The organism is Rhizobium mulingense, from assembly GCF_029194105.1.
In the GTDB taxonomy this organism is placed as follows: domain Bacteria; phylum Pseudomonadota; class Alphaproteobacteria; order Rhizobiales; family Rhizobiaceae; genus Rhizobium; species Rhizobium mulingense.
In genome coordinates this window covers 347,241-364,057 of sequence record NZ_JARFVE010000003.1, presented here as the reverse complement: position 1 = coordinate 364,057, position 16,817 = coordinate 347,241, and the positions used below count along the sequence as shown (strand labels likewise).

General features: G+C 61.8%; 14 protein-coding genes and 1 pseudogene. 5 read left to right on the top strand and 10 right to left on the bottom strand.

Features of this window, described 5'->3' with window-relative positions; all coding sequences use genetic code 11:
* The first annotated feature begins 150 nt into the window (after positions 1 to 150).
* Both PYR71_RS06590 and PYR71_RS06585 read left to right on the top strand, forming a co-directional pair.
* A complete protein-coding gene (locus PYR71_RS06590) occupies positions 151 to 1,863 on the top strand; it encodes an adenylate/guanylate cyclase domain-containing protein (RefSeq protein WP_275618700.1) in 1,713 nt (570 codons plus the stop codon).
* Entirely contained in the window at positions 1,863 to 2,747 is an 885-nt protein-coding gene (locus tag PYR71_RS06585) for an FkbM family methyltransferase (protein WP_275618699.1), read from the top strand. The genes PYR71_RS06590 and PYR71_RS06585 overlap by 1 nt, the downstream gene beginning before the upstream one ends.
* A 341-nt stretch (positions 2,748 to 3,088) precedes the next feature.
* On the opposite strand, the gene PYR71_RS06580 is transcribed toward PYR71_RS06585, so the two are convergent.
* From PYR71_RS06580 to PYR71_RS06545, 8 genes and pseudogenes are all read right to left on the bottom strand, one after another.
* On the bottom strand, positions 3,089 to 3,988 hold the full coding sequence (locus tag PYR71_RS06580; RefSeq protein WP_275619056.1) for an RDD family protein: 900 nt from the start codon (positions 3,986 to 3,988) through the stop codon (positions 3,089 to 3,091).
* Positions 3,985 to 5,061, bottom strand: a complete 1,077-nt coding sequence (locus tag PYR71_RS06575) for a stage II sporulation protein M (protein ID WP_275619055.1) — start codon at positions 5,059 to 5,061, stop codon at positions 3,985 to 3,987. Before PYR71_RS06575 ends, PYR71_RS06580 begins: the two co-directional genes overlap by 4 nt.
* Positions 5,061 to 6,380 carry a DUF58 domain-containing protein gene (locus PYR71_RS06570; protein ID WP_275618698.1) on the bottom strand — a complete coding sequence of 440 codons (1,320 nt, stop codon included), beginning with the start codon at positions 6,378 to 6,380 and terminating at the stop codon, positions 5,061 to 5,063. The genes PYR71_RS06575 and PYR71_RS06570 overlap by 1 nt, the downstream gene beginning before the upstream one ends.
* Entirely contained in the window at positions 6,380 to 7,336 is a 957-nt protein-coding gene (locus PYR71_RS06565) for an AAA family ATPase (protein WP_275618697.1), read from the bottom strand. The genes PYR71_RS06570 and PYR71_RS06565 overlap by 1 nt, the downstream gene beginning before the upstream one ends.
* Positions 7,323 to 8,597: a hypothetical protein gene (locus PYR71_RS06560; protein ID WP_275618696.1), complete on the bottom strand. Its 1,275-nt coding sequence runs from the start codon at positions 8,595 to 8,597 to the stop codon at positions 7,323 to 7,325. Before PYR71_RS06560 ends, PYR71_RS06565 begins: the two co-directional genes overlap by 14 nt.
* Positions 8,590 to 9,357, bottom strand: a complete 768-nt coding sequence (locus PYR71_RS06555) for a hypothetical protein (protein ID WP_275618695.1) — start codon at positions 9,355 to 9,357, stop codon at positions 8,590 to 8,592. Before PYR71_RS06555 ends, PYR71_RS06560 begins: the two co-directional genes overlap by 8 nt.
* 3 nt (positions 9,358 to 9,360) lie before the next feature.
* Entirely contained in the window at positions 9,361 to 9,798 is a 438-nt protein-coding gene (locus PYR71_RS06550; protein WP_275618694.1) for a DUF805 domain-containing protein, read from the bottom strand.
* A gap of 284 nt (positions 9,799 to 10,082) precedes the next feature.
* A pseudogene (locus PYR71_RS06545) lies at positions 10,083 to 10,987 on the bottom strand (NAD(P)/FAD-dependent oxidoreductase).
* A gap of 130 nt (positions 10,988 to 11,117) precedes the next feature.
* Here PYR71_RS06545 and PYR71_RS06540 point away from each other — a divergent pair.
* Positions 11,118 to 11,573 (top strand): Rrf2 family transcriptional regulator, encoded by a 456-nt coding sequence (locus PYR71_RS06540; protein WP_275618693.1) that lies wholly within the window; start codon positions 11,118 to 11,120, stop codon positions 11,571 to 11,573.
* Positions 11,574 to 11,684: 111 nt separating this feature from the next.
* Here PYR71_RS06540 and PYR71_RS06535 read toward each other — a convergent pair whose 3' ends face one another.
* Entirely contained in the window at positions 11,685 to 12,164 is a 480-nt protein-coding gene (locus PYR71_RS06535; protein WP_183918998.1) for a class I SAM-dependent methyltransferase, read from the bottom strand.
* A gap of 123 nt (positions 12,165 to 12,287) precedes the next feature.
* On the opposite strand from PYR71_RS06535, the gene PYR71_RS06530 reads away from it, so the two are divergent.
* On the top strand, positions 12,288 to 13,463 hold the full coding sequence (locus tag PYR71_RS06530) for a DUF3095 domain-containing protein (protein WP_275618692.1): 1,176 nt from the start codon (positions 12,288 to 12,290) through the stop codon (positions 13,461 to 13,463).
* On the opposite strand, the gene PYR71_RS06525 is transcribed toward PYR71_RS06530, so the two are convergent.
* Complete coding sequence (locus PYR71_RS06525) at positions 13,453 to 14,790, bottom strand: nucleotide sugar dehydrogenase (protein WP_275618691.1); 1,338 nt, start codon at positions 14,788 to 14,790, stop codon at positions 13,453 to 13,455. The genes PYR71_RS06530 and PYR71_RS06525 overlap by 11 nt on opposite strands.
* Positions 14,791 to 15,419: 629 nt before the next feature.
* Here PYR71_RS06525 and PYR71_RS06520 point away from each other — a divergent pair.
* A complete protein-coding gene (locus tag PYR71_RS06520; RefSeq protein WP_275618690.1) occupies positions 15,420 to 16,763 on the top strand; it encodes an adenylate/guanylate cyclase domain-containing protein in 1,344 nt (447 codons plus the stop codon).
* Positions 16,764 to 16,817 lie beyond the last annotated feature (54 nt).

Sequence of the window (16,817 nt, the reverse complement as noted above, 5' to 3'; positions counted from 1 at the left end):
GCGGCCTCATGCTCGCGCCTAAAAAATTCCCTTATTGCCGCCTTCCTAAAAAGTTGCGCATACACATATGGAATGTGATCGCGGTCGAAGCAATTCCGCCTCTTTCCCAATCTCTATGGGCCTCGGATTTATCGACAAGAACGGGAATGAATGACGACGGCCTCAGCCACAGGGATTTTTTCGGAACGCGCGATCAGACGGGCAAGGCTTGGTTCCGGCCTCGTCATTTTCATTTTCGTCCTGCTGCATTTGTCCAACCATGCGCTCGGACTGATTTCGCTCGCCGCCGCCGACAAGGCCCGTCACCTCTTCCTCGCCATCTGGCGCAATCCCGTCGGCACGGCGGTGTTCTATTCATCAGTCGTGATCCACATGACGCTGGTGCTGCGCGCCATCTACATGCGCCGAAGCCTAGTCATCCCGAAGGGCGAAACTGCGCAGATCGTGCTCGGCCTGCTGATCCCGCTGCTTCTGATCGATCATGTCATCGGCACGCGCATCGCCCATGACCTCTATGGCTACATCGACGACTACGAGACGGTCGTCGAGCAGCTGTGGATTAAGAACCCCGCGAATAGTGCCCGCCAGGTGCTCGGCGTCGTCGCCGTCTGGTTTCACGGCTGCATCGGGATCCATTTTTGGTTGCGTTACCGCCCGTGGTATACAAGCGCCGCGCCGTTGCTGCTGGCGCTCGCGATCCTCGTGCCGGTGCTCTCGGTTCTCGGCTTCGTCCAGATGGGCCGCACGCTTGCCGATCCCTCCTATCAGCTGGCGACCAATCCGTACGAGGTGAACCTCAACGCTCACTATCTCCACGACCCTGAGGTCCGCGCCAGGACCGCCGCGGTTCGCGCCGGACTCTACGCCGCTTTCTCGGCCTCGCTGCTCCTCGTCGTCGTCGCCCGCGCCCGGCGTCGGCTGAAGGAACGGCTCGATCAGGTGGCGGTGCATTATCCAGGCGGCGAAGTGATCCGGGTGCCGCGTGGCTTCACGGTGCTGGAAGCAAGCCGGCTCGGTGGCCTGCCGCATTATTCCGTCTGCGGCGGCAAGGGCCAGTGCTCTACCTGCCGCGTGCAGATCCTCGGCGATTACGAAAGCCTGCCCGCGCCGGACAAGATGGAGCAGACGACGCTCAAGCGCATCAATGCCGGCCCCGACGTTCGCCTTGCCTGCCAGCTGCGCCCGGACCGCGACGTTGCGGTCGCACCGCTTCTGGTGCCGGCGGTCGAAACCGCCCTGCCCGCAAACAGCCAGGAGACGAGCCCAGGCCGCGAGCGCGAGATCGCGGTGCTGTTCGTCGATATCCGCCATTTCACCACGCTGACGGAAACGCGCCTGCCCTTCGACGTCGTCTTCCTGCTGAACCGCTATTTCGCCATCATCGGCAAGGCGGTGGAGCAGGCGGGCGGGCGGCTCGACAAGTTCATCGGCGACGGCGCCATGGCGCTCTTCGGCCTCAACACAGCGCCGGAGGAGGCCTGCCACCAGGCGCTCAAGGCGGCTGCGGCGATCGTCACGGAAATCGAGAAACTCGCCGCCGAACTCGCCGACGAGCTGGCGCTGCCGCTGCGCATCGCGATCGGCATCCACACCGGCCCGGCCGTCGTCGGAACGATGGGCTACGGCCGGGTGCGCAGCATGACGGCGATCGGCGATACCGTGAACGTCGCAAGCCGGCTGGAAAGTGCCGCCAAGGAATTCGAAGCGGCGATCGTCATCTCCGAACCAGTGGCGGCCCGTTCCGGCGCCGACCTTTCCGGCATCGAAAGCCGTGAAATCAGCGTGCGCGGGCGGGCGCTACCCTTGAAAGTCTATGTCATTCCGAGAGAGAAAGCCGCAGAACCGCTCGAAGGAAAAGACTGATGCCTGGCAAGCCCTGGCTCACCGCCAAATATTGGAGCCGCCGCCTGCGCAAGGCGCGCAATGCCGCCGCCTCGCGCCTCTTCGACACCCGCTTCGGCCGCCGGCTGCTGATCGAAAATATCGGCCCGCGCGTCGTCTCGATGACAGTCGATGCCGGCGATCATCTGATGACCTTTTCGCCGGCTGACTATATCGGCCGCAAGGTCTTCCGGAAGAGTCATTTCGAGCGCGACGCCGTCGACCGGCTGATCGTCATATTGCGCGAGCGCGGCCTGCTCAGGAAGGATGCGACGCTGCTCGAGATCGGCGGCAATATCGGCACTCAGACCGTCTATTTCGCCCTGAGCGGCACCTACGCCTGCATCGTCAGTATCGAACCCGACCCGCGCAATTTCCCGCTACTTGAGCTGAACATCCGCCAGAACCGGCTGGAGGAGAAGGTCCGCCTCGTCAATTGCGCCGCTGGCGAACACGCGGGCGAGATCGACTTTTTCCTCAACGTCAATAATCACGGCAAGAGCAGCGCCATCCGCCAGAGCCCGACCGACCGGAAGATCAGCGTGCCGGTGAAGCCGGTTTCCGACATCCTCGCCGACCTCACGATCGACCCGGCCGCAATCGGCCTTGTGTGGATGGATATCGAAGGCTACGAGCCGGTCGCCTGCCGGTCGATGCTGCCACTGCTTTCACGCCGAGTGCCGCTTTATATGGAATTCACGCCGCTGTTCTACGGCCCGGAGGGAACGAAGGCCTTCATCGCGATGCTGTCAGGATTTTACGAGTATTGTCTCGTGCTGTTCGAGGACCGCGAGGTGGAGATGAAGGTGCGGGATCTGCCGGATGAGTTCGATCAGTACAATGTGCTGTTTTTGCCGCAGGCCTGATCGTCGTTTGCACCCGTGGGGGCCTCATCCGCCCTACGGGCACCTTCTACCCGAGGGAGAAGAGGGAGAATGCGGCTTCGGCCATCGACTCCTGCTGGATGGGGTGCCGTTAAATATATGGGTTGGCTTGTTTCTGGCGTCATCTTGAAACCGCATGTCGATTTCGTCACATCACGAAAGAACATGGCTGCGGCCGTGCGATCCTCGGCTTGAGCGTGCCCGGCAGCAGCAAGAACAAGCGCAAAAAGGCCTAAAATACGTAGCTTTATTACACTATCATTGAAGTACATCATCCATCAGCACTATACTAATTGGCGAATTTCCGAAGTCAATTCGTCGCCTCACACAAGCCTCTTCGACTCCGTCCGCGTATGCTCATGATACTTGTTCTCACGCAGCGTCCCAAAGAGCTTCAGGCTCTCCAGATGCTCGCGCTGCGCGCGGTAGAAGTCATTGAGGAAAAGCAGCTCCTGGCCGGGCTTCACGGTGTCTTCATACCGGATTCGTCTGGTAATGGTTCGCACGATCTGTGCGATCTCTTTGTGGTCTGATGCCTTCATCGAATCGCGAAGCACGTCCTCCAGCGTCTGCAGCTCGTATTTGCCGTAGATATCGAGATGTTGCGGCTGGAAATCGAAGGCTGGCTGCGATGCTGCGGCGGCGGGTGCGGACAAAGCGAGGTCGGCGAGCAGCACCGAACGTGGCGTGTCCACGACCAGCGTCCCGGCAATGATATCGCCGAGCCGTTGCCGGCGTCGGTTGGCCAGCGGAACGACCACCACCACCAGCAGCCAAAGGCCCGCCAGGCCGTTCTCCCAAGCCCCGCGAGTTTCCATGCCCGCCAAGAGGCCCATGGGACCGAAAATCTCGATCTCCTTCATGAGGTTGCGTGCGGTCACCTGATGCGGGGTGAGCCGCCGTCCGTCCATGTTGACGACGCGGATGCCGGTAATTCTTTTTCCGAGCGTCCGGCCGTTCCAGATGAGCTCGGAGAGGATGTAATAAGGGGTCCGCAAGAGAAAGCCGAGCAAGGCGCCGAGCATCAGATCGGCGCTCACCGGCAGAAGCCCCGTGAAAATGACAACGGCCGTGCAGATGAAGATGATGAGCGCCGTAAAGAGGATATCGAGGAATTGTGCGCCGAAGCGAGTGCCGAGCGAGGCGATCGCGAAATTGATCGGCACGCCTTCCGGTGGGATGAACTGTTCCACGCGTCTGCCGTTGGCCACTGACTGAATCATCGCCTGGCCCCCCGCGAAACTTCGCCTTCGCGACCGCTGAACAGCAGCCAGATCACCCAGCAGACACCCAACCCCCAGCCGATGCTGAGGCGCCATATCGGATCCTGGATCGTCTGGCGAAGAACCCCTTCGATGAAGGCTGCCACGATAAGCATCAAAGCCGCGAGGATCGCGAGTTTGACGGCATCATGCGCCTGGTGGCGCAAGGCTTCCCTGCGCGTGCGCATACCCGGAACGAGAACGGCAAGACCGAGCCTTGCTCCGCCCGCACAGGCAATGGCGATTGCTGCAAGCTCGGTCACGCCGTGAATCGAAAGCCAGGCGAAGATGTCGTAACCCAGCCCCTTGCGAGAAAACATCGCAAAAAACGCGCCCAGCATGAGGCCATTGTAAAAGGTGAGGATGAAGCTCGGCACCGACATGAAAACGCCGAGCGCAAAGATGAAGACGACGATGGTGGTGTTGTGGGAAAAGAGAAATGCGGAAAATGCCGCGAGCCTGTCGCTCGCATGCCGTTCGTCGCCGTAAAGCGTGGAGCGGAGATAATCGACCGATGCCGCCGGAGTGCGCTGATCGGCCATGTCGGGCGGCACGAAGGTATAGAACCAGCTCGGATCGTGGGTGAAGAGCCTGTATCCGGCGGCCGCCCCGAGAATGAGAGCCAGGAAACCGATGAACAGGGGCAATGCCGATCGGCGCACCGCCTGTGGAATGCCCTGGACCAGCAGGCGGGTGATCAGCCCCCCGAGACTTTCCTGCGGCGCATAGACGACCAAATAGGCCCGGGCGCAGAGGCTCTCCAGATAGGCGATGAGGGCGCGATCGAGGGAAATGTCACGCGCGACGCTCAGCGAGTTCATCGCCTGCCTGTATCCGGCGGCGAGGTTGCGGACATCGTCATAGCCGAGCGTCGCTGCGCCGCCCTTCTCCGCCCGCGTCACAAGCTCGTCCAGCTGACGCCAGTGCGCCTCGCGCTCCATGCGAAAGCGCGCCGAGCGCAGCAAATCGGTCTGGATGGCGCCGACGTCTACTGACGCGCCCGTCTCTGTCCTGCCGTCGATACCAAGATCCATCATATCATCTCGCGGGATTTGATTTCGATGTAGCGCGCAATGAGATCCGAGGTTAGCGCCTCCGGCGTGCTGTCGAGGCAGAGTACGCCGAGACGCGCCAGCTTTTCCATGACAGTGCGCCTCTCCTGAACGATCTGACGCGCTGCCACGGAGCGGGCGACCGCGCCCAAGCTCATTTCCTCCGGTTCCGTCAGCTTTGCCAGCATCGGATCGCGCAAGGCGACATAGACGATGAAATGATGCCGGGCGAGGACCTGGATGTTCTCGATCATCAGCTCCGCCGTGATGCTGTCGACGAAATCGGAAAATATCACAATCAACGAACGTCGCTTCAGGCGTCCCGACAAATGCGTCAGTCCGAGCGTGTGGTTGCTCTCCTGGGTTTCATAGCGCAGCTCGGCGCACATCGTCTGAAGCCGCGGAAAGGCCGCTCTCCCGGGCAAGGCGGGCACGAACAGGCGCGGACGGCTATCAAAGCTGTAGAAGCCCACGAGATCGCCGGCAAGCCCCGCCCCCCAGCACATCGCCAAGGCGGCATTGATGGCGCGATCGAGCTTGGTGAAACCGCCAAGCTGTTCGGCCATCAGCCGTCCGGAATCGATGCACAAGATGATCTGATGGTTTCGTTCGGCCCGCATCTCGCGCACGACGAGATTGCGCATCCGGGCGGACCGCTTCCAGTCGATGCTGCGGGGGTCCATGCCGCTGGCAAACTCGCGCAGCTGATGGAATTCCGATCCTTCGCCGCGCAGCCGCAAATCCTTCTGGCCGGCTTCCAGCGGCAGGATCTGAGTCCTTATCGCTCCTGACAGGACCGGCGATATGTCAGGCAGGACGGCGATCTCCTTTTCCACCGGCGTCTGCGCGATAATGTCGAGCAGCCTCAGCCGCGATGGCCATTTCAGCCACAACGCATGGATCGCATACCGCCCCCGTCGCGTCAGACGAAGATTCACGGCGGCCCTGAAATAGCTTTCTCCGGCGACGGACGCAGCACGCGCCAATCTGCCTTCGCCGATGGCAAGCTCGGGAGCACAATCGATCCGAATCTCGACATTCTCGGGCACCGCGTCCTTCTGCGGCCGGATCGCCACCGCAAATACGGCGGTGTGACCGACAAAACCATGCGGCGGCAGATCGAATTCTACCGTCATCCGGCCTGATGAGGCGGAAATCGCCAGATCGGCTGCCGTCAATGCCGCAAGCGCGACCCACAGCATCAGCAGCGGATAACCCATATCGCGCCACCATACGCTGACGAAGACCGTCACCGCGGCCAAAATCAGAACGAGCGCGATCAGGTAACGGGATGGGCGCATTAACGAGGCGCATCCACGCGGTTCATGATGCTGCGCAGCACCTCGTCGGGGGTGCGGCCATCGATTTCGGCCGAAGGCGAAAGGACGATGCGATGGCGAAGCGCGGGCACCAGCAACGCCTGAATATCGTCCGGCAAGCCGTAATCCCGGCCTTCGAAGGCGGCCCGCACTCTGACCGCCGAGGCAAGGGCGTCGGCAGCGCGCGTGGATGCGCCGTAAAGAATATCGGGATCGGAGCGGGTGGCACGCACCAGGTCGACGACATAGGTCAGGGTCGTCACATCCAGATGGATGGCGTCGATCAGCGCCCGCCCCTCGGCAAGCGCCGCGCTGGTGACAAGCGGACGGATGCCGGCATTGCGCATATCCGATTTCAGCGCCTGCTTGGCGTGTTTGGAGAGGATGGCGATTTCGGTGTCGCGGTCGGGGAAATCGACGACGAGCTTGAACAGGAAGCGGTCGAGCTGTGCTTCGGGCAAGGGATACGTGCCCTGCTGCTCGATCGGATTCTGCGTGGCAAGCACGAAGAAATCCGACCCCAGCAAATAATCGGTCCCATCGATCGTCACCATCCGCTCGTTCATCGCCTGCAGCAGGGCAGACTGCGTCTTCGGCGGAGCGCGATTGATCTCGTCGGCCAGAAGGATGTCGGTAAAGACGGGCCCCTTGGTCAGGTGGAATTGATTAGTCTGGAAGTTGAAGAGGTTAACGCCGAGCACATCGCCCGGCATCAGGTCGGGCGTGAACTGGATGCGGCGATAATCCAGCGCCATGGCCGCGGAAACCGACCGGGCCAGCAAGGTTTTGGCCGTGCCGGGAGGCCCTTCGACAAGGCAGTGCCCGCCGGCAAAAATCGAAATCAGAACGAGATCGATAATGGCGTCCTGTCCTTGCACCACCTTGCCGATTTCACCACGAACCATTGCGATAAGATCGCGAAACTCAACTAGATCCAAACTCAAAGCTCCCTAGCAATTTTCTGAATGTCTCGAGATTGCGATGCAGATCCGAGCGCGTCATGATATGTCCGCGTTCTATCAGCCCCTCGGCTGCGGCGTGCAAGGCCTGCGCGGCTGCCTTGTCTTGATGCGCCAGGCGCTGGAACAATCGCGCGATGCCTGCCTGATTTCCGGCGCCGGAGCCGAAGAGCAACTGCGCCTTATCGGCGAGCAGATGCAGCACGAACTGTCCCGTCATCCGGCCGTCATTGCCGGAAAGCCGCAAGAGCCGCGCCGTGGCTTCGATCGCGGCGGTCTTCGACAATTCGATATTTCCGGAGACCTCACGCAAAGGCGGCCCGAAGCGATAGGCGCCTCGCCAGAAGCAGATCGCCGCCACAAGCAGCACAGTTCCCCAGATGGCCGATAAGGGATAGGCGAAAAAGCGCTTCAGATCGGTGGTGGAGCGCTCATAGGATTGCCCTTCGTCGACCGCTGTCTCGCTATCGAGAGGTTCGCCCGATGTATCCAGATAGATCGGCCGCGTCTCGGCGGCGCCGCGGAGAGACTGGACCAATGAGACGGCAAAGGCGGCGTTATCGGCCAAGGCCAGTCCATGGTTGTTCAATAGGTCGGGATCCGACAGCAGATAGGCGTGATGATAGTTCTCGCAATGGATGAGCAGCGCACCGGTCAGCGTGCCCGCAAGCTCCCTGCAGGAGGACGGCAGGCGCGCCAGATCGAAGGTTTGTGCGCGATACAAGGCGATGCTGATTGGCTGGTCTTGCTTCAAGCGCGGGTGTGCCTCTTCAAATCCCTTCCCGCTGCGATTGAGACCCAAATCTGAATAACCGATCCTGTCCAGTTCGCCGCGGATGTCGGCGAGATCAACCAGTCCCGCTGCGCTGGCAACACCATCGGTCGACACGCTGCCGCGCCATTTCGGCAAAACGATCAGCGTCGGCAGGGCGTATTGGTCTGCCTCCACAACAGGGTTTTCCGGGTCCAGACCTTCCGTTTCATCGTCTGATCGAGGTGTGACAGCCTCGCCTTGGCGTATCGACAGGGGAATGATGCGCAGCGAGATTTTGGAACGCGCCTGGACAAGATGAGGGTCGGAACGGACGACCGGGATACCCTTGGTCTGCAGCCACAATTCCAGCCCCTTGTTGCCAAGAGGAGAACGGTCGTAATCGCTGCCCCGCGACACCGCAAAGACTGCCAGTGCAGCCAGCGCAAGCACCAGCCCCAGGATTAAAGCGGGGGCGGATTTACGCATGGGCCACTCTGCCCGCTGCAAGCAGATCGCGCCCGGTCGCAAGAAGAACGCCGAAATGGTTCTCCGCAACGGTGCGGCCACCGTAATGAACGAGTTCCACCGCCGTCAGGAAGCTGGCAAGCCGCTCGCGGTCGGGCATGGTTTTCGGCAAGCGCGCGAAGACGGCACGTTCCGTGTCGGCGCGGGAAAGCCGTGTGCCCGTAATGTCGGCGGCGTGGAGCAGACAATGCCTGAGCAGCAGGACAAGCGCCTGCCTTCGATCCGCCATGGCCGCAATCCGCTGCAGGAAATCGCTCGGCTTTTCCTCAACCTCGCCGGCTCCGGTGCGCCAGTTTTGCGGCGCCTCCTGACGCCGCTTGATGTCGCGCGGTGCAGACGACAGCAGGACTCCGCCGTTTCCGAAACGCATCCACAGGCCGATTGCCGCTGCCAAGCCGACGAACACGACGGCAATGGCCAGAGGGCCGCCGCTAATGACAGGCCCCCGCTGGAAAGATGGCGGCGCGCGTTGCAACGGCGGCTTGTCGTGAGACGACGTCGTACCCGACGCCGCTTTGGCCTGATCGGACGCATCGCCGTAGACGAGCGTGCAGCGCAGGCCATTCAACCGGCATTGCGAGGCATATTCCGTGCCGACGGCGCTGACGGGCTGATGATTATCGGCGGGCTGGCTGCCGCTGTCCTGCGCCCAGACGGGCGGAAATGAAGCCGAGGCGGCCAGGAACAGAGCCGCCAGCAGGCCGAGATTGCGGACGATCATGCTCTAGGCAAAGACCTCTGCTCTTGCTTCGGGACGCAGCGGATCCGGCCCGAACTTGTTTGGACCTTCCGTGCCCCTCAGCACAGAAATAATGGTGATCGAGAGGCTTGTAACGGGACCGATATAGGGAACCATCCCCAGGATGATCAGCGCGAGATACCACCAACCGGAAATGTTGCGATCATGAAATCGGCGAACCTGAAGGGATAGGATTGGCAAAACGAGGGCAAGTGCCAACAATCCGCCCATGACCATAACAAGGATGACAACTTCCCCCTGTTGCCTGGAAAAGGAGCCGACCACGAAGGCTAAAACTGCAATTGCGATAGCCAACAACATGTAGAACAGAAAAAACCACCAATATTCCGAGCGGGATGCCCTACCGGAAAATGTTGCATATTTCTGCGTCAAAACAGTCCGAACAGCTTCAGTAAACCCCATTTAAAATGCCCCCATTTCTGCTTACTGGCGGGATGACCCACAGTCTTGTCTCGTCTTGCGTGATAGTAATTTCGAACGAAAAACAGCTACAATTCAAACGCAGAAATTGCAATAAGTCGGCTGAGCCGGAGGGCGATTAAACAACGCTCGTCGTCAGCTGAGACTTTTCTCGCCGTGCCCGCCATCCAGATGAGTGCGCTATCTGCCGCAAGATAACTTGGCGCCAGATCACCAGACTTGGTAGCAAGGACTCACTTCGTAGATCAGGGTGCGCCGCCAAGCACCTATCTGGCGGGAGCCATCACCAGCGACTGATGGCAATGCACGCCAGCGAGCACACCCGAGGCGGAGGCGAGCGTGCCGCTGTGCATGGAGCTCGCGGCATCGCCGGCGGCGAAGACGCCTTTGACGCTGGTCTCCTTGTTTTCGCCGGTGCGGATGACAGGCCCGAAGGCACCGTCGTCGAAGGCGCAGCCGAGCTGTTCGGCAATGGGGCTCGCCATCGCTGTCTTCGGCGCAACGAATATGGCGTCGAGCGGCACGGTACGGCCATCGGCGAGGCGGACCGCCTGGAGTTTCGAGCTGTCGCCCAACAGCTCCACGATCGGGCTGCGTTCGATGCGTACCCCACGGGCCGTCAGCCGTGCGAGCTGCACTTCATCGGGCTCGAACAGTGCCTGGGTGAAGAAGGGGGTCGTGCCCCAGTCCGGGATCATCATGGCGGAATGGGCCGAATGCGGATGGTTTGCTAGCACGCCGAGCTCGCGCCGCTGACCTCATAGCCGTGGCAATAGGGGCAGTGCAGCACCGAGCGGCCCCAGCTGTCGCCAAGGCCAGGGATGTCGGGCAGCGTGTCGCTGACGCCGGTTGCGAGAATGAGGCGGGCAGCGCCTTCTTCGCCGCCGCCTTCGATGGTGACGACGAATTCGTCACCCTCCTGTTGCGCGTGGGCGACCTTGCCGTCGCGTAGCGTTATGTTCGGATAAAGCGAAAGCTGCCTCTTCCCCTCACCCATGATCGCCGCCGGCGCCTGACCGTCCTGGCCGAGGAAACCGTGCGAGACCAGCGAAAACCGGTTTCGCGGCGCGCCCGCATCGACGAGCATAACCCGCCGCCGCGCCCGGGTGAGCTGCATGGCTGCCGACAGGCCGGCAAAATTGCCGCCGATGACGATGACTTCGTAGGACATGCGGTGACTCCTTCAATATCGATTCATGAATCTTGATAAGTTACATGAAACGAGGCCGTCAAGACTCATGTCACTTGTCTTGTTACAAACTGGCTGCGATAATGGCGCGCTCGATCGACAGGATAGAACCATGCGCAACGACAGCCGCCTTTCCCGCATGCTGCACGTGCTGATCCACCTGGATCGGCATCAACATGCGGCGACCTCCGAGATGATCGCAAAGATGCTGAACACCAATCCCGTCGTCGTCCGTCGCACGATGGCCGGCCTGCGCGAACAGGGCTATGTCAGCTCCGAAAAGGGCCATGGCGGCGGCTGGACCTTGCTGCGGCCGCTGGCCGAGATCACCCTGCTCGACGTCTACAATGCCCTTGGCGAGCCTCATCTCTTCGCCATCGGCCCTGCCGACGATCAGCCGCAATGTCTGGTCGAGCAGGCGGTGAACGGCGCGCTCGCAGATGCGATGCAGGAAGCCGAGGCGCTGTTGCTGAGGCGGCTGGGCAACGTGAGGCTCAAGGAGATCGCGGACGAGTTCGAGGCCAAATTGGAAGCGCGCGGGGCTGCGGCTTATTCCTGCTCCTCGTGAGGGCTTAACTCCCACAAAAGAGGAGATAACTGCCTTTCCTGGCGGCGTTAACAGTTTTCGGTCAAACAGTGGTGTTCAGGCTAAGGGACTCCAGCCGCTGCTCAACATCGCTTACGTCCGCCGATACAGAAAATACCGCCCTTCCTTGATCCCCTCCGGCAGCGGCAGCGCCACCAACTCCGGATGCTCAAGCGGCAGGCCGCTGACGGCGATGCCGTTATGAGCGAGCACGCCGGCGATCAGCTGCGGCAGCCAGGTCAGCGTCACGGCGTCGATCTCGTCGTGGCCGGTGCCGATATCGGCATGGGCGAGCGCCGCGCCGATGCCGAGGAAGGCCTGGCCGGAGTCGCGGATATTGCCGGTCACCATGTCTTGCGGCTCCGGCGTCGAGGCCGAATAGGAGCGGACCTCCCAATCGAAGGCGATGATGCGGCGGCCGGGGAAATGCTCGCGCAGATGGTCATAGGTGCGGCCGTTGCCGAGGCCGAATTCCAGCACCGGCCCCTCGATTTCGGCGACCAGATCGGTGATCGCGTTCAAAATATCGCGTTGGGCCGTCAACCGGCGAATGAAGCTGTCGAGGCGGCTCATCTAAATCCGTATCCGTGATGAAAATCGTGAGCGCGTGCTATCACTGAAACCTTGCCAAGTCGATTGCCGTAAATGGGAATTGGCGTTGCAGCACCAACGCGGGTCTGTGCTAGGATCAATGACATGGAAACCGTGAACGACGAAGAATTCTTTGCCGCCGTGCCGCTCTTCAGCGCCTTCGAGGGCGTGACGGATCCCGCCAACTACCGGCCGCTGCCCGACGGATGGGTGCTGGCGCTTGCCGATATCGTCGGCTCGACGCAGGCGATCGCCGGCGGCCGTTACAAGGACGTCAACATGGCGGGCGCCAGCGTCATTTCGGCGGTGTTGAACGCCGTCGGCAAGGGCGACTATCCCTTCGTCTTCGGCGGCGACGGCGCGCTGATCGCGCTGCCGGGCGCGCTCGAGCAAACAGCCCGCGAAGCGCTTGCCGCCGTGCAGATCTGGGTCGAGGAGGATCTCGGCCTGATGCTGCGCGTCGCCATCGTTCCGGTCGCCGACACCCGCGCCGAGGGGCTCGACGTACGCGTCGCGCGTTACTCGGCAAGCCCCTATGTCACCTATGCGATGTTCTGGGGCGGCGGCACCAGCTGGGCGGAACGGCAGATGAAGCAGGGCCGTTACGGGGTCGAGCGCGCTGCGCCCGGTACTCGGCCGGATCTCACCGGCCTCTCCTGCCGCTGGAGCCCGATCGACGCGCAGAACGGCGAGATCGTCTCGATCATCGCGGTTCCCGGCGAAGGCCGGCCGGGCGAGGAATTCCGCGACCTCGTCAACGGTATCGTCGCCATCACCGGCGAACAGAACCGCGGCAGCCATCCGGTGCCAGCCGGCGGCCCGGACTTCGCCTTCTCGCTGTACGGCATCAATCGCGAGGCCAAGGCCACAGCGCCGGCCGGCCGGCGCCTGCGGCAAAAGCTCTTCATCTTGCTGCAGCTCGCCATCGTCGTCGTCTGCTACAAGCTAGGCATTCCGCTCGGCAGGTTCGATGCCCGCCGCTACAAGCGCGACGTCGCCGGCAATTCCGATTTCCGTAAGTTCGACGACGGGCTGAAGATGACGGTCGATGTCGATGCCGAGCACCTGAAACGCATCGAGACGCTGCTGGAGGCAGCGCGGGCAAAGGGCATCGCCCGCTATGGCCTGCATCGGCAGGCCTCGGCGCTGATGACCTGCTTCGTGCCGACGCCGATTTCGCGCGACCATATGCATTTCATCGACGGCGCATCGGGCGGTTATGCGGTGGCCGCGAGCCAGATGACCGGCAAGGCGCTTTCCGGCGTTGCCGTCACGCCTTGATGACGTGATCGGCCGAAAGGCCGAGCCGGTTGAAGACGTTGCGGGTGTCGATGATCAGCGCCGCACTTTTCGCGATCGCCGCATAATCCACGCTGTCATGGTCGGTTGCTACCAGCACCGCATCGTATTCGGAAATGGCGTCCGGCGTCAGCGCCACTGACCGGCGGCCCTTCAGCGCCTGGTGTTCGCGCGTTGGCGGGATCTCGGCGACGAAGGGATCGTGATAGTCGGCCCGTCCGCCGCGTTCCTCGATGATTTCGATCAGCCGCAGCGACGGGCTCTCTCTGATATCGGCGACGTTCTTCTTGTAGGCGAGCCCGAGCACCAACACGCGGCTGCGGCTCAGGGCCTTGCCGGCACGGGTGTCGAGCGATTCGGCGAGCTTTCCGATGACATAACGCGGCATCGCCGAATTGATCTCGCCGGCAAGCTCGATGAAGCGGGTCGGCAGCTCGTATTCGCGCGATTTCCAGGTGAGGTAGAAAGGATCAATCGGGATGCAGTGGCCGCCGAGGCCGGGGCCGGGATAGAAGGGCATGTAGCCGAAGGGCTTGGTCTTGGCCGCCTCGATTACCTCCCAGACATCGATGCCCATCGCCGCATAGACGGTCTTCAACTCGTTGACGAGGGCGATGTTGACCGAACGGAAGATGTTTTCGGTGAGCTTCACCGCCTCGGCCGTCGCATTCGAGGAAACAGGCACGACCGTCGATACCGCCGCACCATAAAACGCCTTCATCAGCGACAGCGCCTCCGGCCCGTCGCCGGCGACGACCTTCGGAATGGTGGCGGTGTGATAATGCTGGTTGCCGGGATCCTCGCGCTCCGGCGAAAAGCCGACGTAGAAATCCGCGCCGGCTCTCAACCCGGTGCCTTCGAGAATGACCTTGACGATATCGTCGGTGGTGCCGGGATAGGTGGTCGATTCCAGCACGACGAGCTGACCGGGGCGGAGATGCTGGGCGATCGAGCGCGACGTCGCCTCGACGAACGACAGGTCGGGATCACGATGTTTGGTGAGCGGCGTCGGCACGCAGATGATGATGACGTCGCAGGCGGCCAGCCCGGCGAAATCGGCAGTCGCCTCGAAACGGCCCGCATCGATCTCGGCGGCAAGGGCTGCGTCGCTGACGGCGTCGATATAGGAGCGGCGGGCCTCGAGCGCCACCATCTTGGAAGGGTCGATGTCGAAGCCGGTGACCGCAAAACCGCTGCGCGCCACGGCAATCGCCAACGGCAGGCCGACATAGCCGAGCCCGATGACGCCGGCGCGCGCCGCGCGGGTTTCGATTTTCTGCAACAGCGTATCGAAGGTGGAGGTGGCCAAGGCGGGATCTTTCAAAGGGGAATTCAGGAAGCTGATCTAATGCATGATCGCGGCGAATTAAACCCGGGAGCGGGTGCTCCTCTTCTCGTGGGCGGCATTGCTGTCCGATTCGAACCCAAAGGTTGCGCCTCACCCTAGCCCTCTCCCCGTTCTGACCGGGAGAGGGAACGTGCCCTGCGAAAGGTCTATGGGGACGGAAATCTCGCCGCTTGCCCCTTCGCCCCGCCTGCGGGGAGAAAGTGCCGGTAGTCGGATGAGGGGCCGGCTCATCGACATATGTCGATTATGGGATGAACATTGATGCCCAAAACTACTTAACCAGGTGTGGCCGAAATGTCCCGGCCGGGTCACCCGATGCAACTTTGGAGCACAAAAGAATCTCGCTCCCATTGTTTCGCATATGCAGCATCCCTATTTGGACTTTTGATAATGAACCACCGTGAAAGGACCACCCGTCCGGCCCCCCGTTAGGGGAGCTGAGGCGCGCCGCTGCCGGGCTTTTAGGCAGATCGTTGACACAATAATACCGCTCGTACATCCTGATTTCCCTGCGACCTGCTCATGAAATGTGCCGGCCGAGGGATTTTTGCCTCTTGGGGATGGCGTGCCTTATGAGGATCATACCGAGAATGAGCACGATCGAATCCAGCGTGTCCTCCATCCTGTTGGACCGGGTCGCCGAATGGCTGACGAATTCCTCGCTGGCAGGCGATGACCTCGAAAACATCGTGCGCGGCTTCTGCGAAAGGCTTGCCTCCGCCGGCCTGCCGATCGCCCGCGTGCACCTGACGTTCTCGATGCTGCATCCGCTCTACGATGCGCTGAGCTTCACCTGGCGGCGCGCCAGCGGCGTGACCATCGAAGGCTTCCGCATGCCGGCCGGGCAGAAGCCGGACCGCTTCCTGCAGAGCCCCTATTATTACCTGCTCGACAACAACCTGCAGCACATCCGCCGCCGGCTGTCGCAGGAAGGGCCGGCCGAATTCCCGATCTTCGAGGATCTGCGCAAGGACAAGATCACCGACTACCTTGCCTTCGTGCAGCCCTTCGGCGACGGCTCCGTGCAGGGCATGATGGGCTCGTGGTCGACCGACCACAATAACGGCTTTTCCGACGACATGATCGATGCGCTGCTGCGAATGCAGAACCATCTGGCGGTCGCCGCCAAGATGGCCGTGCTCGGCAAGCTCGCCAACAATATGCTGACCACCTATCTCGGCGGCGACGCCGGCAAGCGGGTGCTGAACGGCCAGATCCGCCGCGGCGACGGCGAGACGATTCGTGCGGCCCTCGTCATGGGCGACATGCGCGAATCCACCATATATGCCGAAAAGGAGGGCCGCCAGGCCTATATCGACACGCTGAACCAGTTCTTCGACGCGATCGCCGCCCCCTTCAACCGTAATGGCGGCGAAATATTGAGCTTCCTCGGCGACGGTTTCCTCGCCGTCTATCCCTGCGGGCGCCACAAGGACCCGTCGAAAATTGCCTGCGAGGCAGCACTTTCGGCCGTCCACCAGGCACAGGCGCGGGTCGCCGAACTCAATAGCGATCGCCAGCAGAAGGGTCTCAGCAAGATCGGCTACGGCATCGGCCTGCATGTCGGCAACGTCATGTTCGGCAATGTCGGCCTGAAAGACCGCCTGACCTTCTCCGCCTTCGGATCGGCGGTCAACGAGGTGCAGCGTCTGCAGATCCTGACCAAGAAATACGGTCGCGAGGTTGTCGCCAGCCAAGCCTTCGCCGGTTATTGCGGCGGCGAGTGGACGCGGCTCGGCGAAGAGAAGCTGCGCGGCATCCGCCAGAAGGTGACGGTGCTGCAGCCGCGCGCGCCGGCCCCGGAGATCCTTGTCGACGAACATTTCCGCGAGGCCGTGCAGAACGGACTTTCCGAAGCCGAGCAGGTCATTCTGCTGCACCGGGACGCCAAAAAACAGGTCAAGCGCACCAGCATGGAGAAGTTCATCCAGTAAAACGCCAGGCCGGCACCGATAAAACTGCGTGTTTCGTCCGGACGACCACGGCGA

What these genes read in the sequence shown, in the direction of transcription:
- PYR71_RS06590 (WP_275618700.1), top strand. Translation starts at nt 151, where the DNA reads ATGACGACGGCCTCAGCCACAGGGATTTTTTCGGAACGCGCGATCAGA.
- PYR71_RS06585 (WP_275618699.1), top strand. Translation starts at nt 1,863, where the DNA reads ATGCCTGGCAAGCCCTGGCTCACCGCCAAATATTGGAGCCGCCGCCTG.
- PYR71_RS06580 (WP_275619056.1), bottom strand. Translation starts at nt 3,988, where the DNA reads ATGATTCAGTCAGTGGCCAACGGCAGACGCGTGGAACAGTTCATCCCA.
- PYR71_RS06575 (WP_275619055.1), bottom strand. Translation starts at nt 5,061, where the DNA reads ATGGATCTTGGTATCGACGGCAGGACAGAGACGGGCGCGTCAGTAGAC.
- PYR71_RS06570 (WP_275618698.1), bottom strand. Translation starts at nt 6,380, where the DNA reads ATGCGCCCATCCCGTTACCTGATCGCGCTCGTTCTGATTTTGGCCGCG.
- PYR71_RS06560 (WP_275618696.1), bottom strand. Translation starts at nt 8,597, where the DNA reads ATGCGTAAATCCGCCCCCGCTTTAATCCTGGGGCTGGTGCTTGCGCTG.
- PYR71_RS06555 (WP_275618695.1), bottom strand. Translation starts at nt 9,357, where the DNA reads ATGATCGTCCGCAATCTCGGCCTGCTGGCGGCTCTGTTCCTGGCCGCC.
- PYR71_RS06550 (WP_275618694.1), bottom strand. Translation starts at nt 9,798, where the DNA reads ATGGGGTTTACTGAAGCTGTTCGGACTGTTTTGACGCAGAAATATGCA.
- PYR71_RS06540 (WP_275618693.1), top strand. Translation starts at nt 11,118, where the DNA reads ATGCGCAACGACAGCCGCCTTTCCCGCATGCTGCACGTGCTGATCCAC.
- PYR71_RS06535 (WP_183918998.1), bottom strand. Translation starts at nt 12,164, where the DNA reads ATGAGCCGCCTCGACAGCTTCATTCGCCGGTTGACGGCCCAACGCGAT.
- PYR71_RS06530 (WP_275618692.1), top strand. Translation starts at nt 12,288, where the DNA reads ATGGAAACCGTGAACGACGAAGAATTCTTTGCCGCCGTGCCGCTCTTC.
- PYR71_RS06520 (WP_275618690.1), top strand. Translation starts at nt 15,420, where the DNA reads ATGAGCACGATCGAATCCAGCGTGTCCTCCATCCTGTTGGACCGGGTC.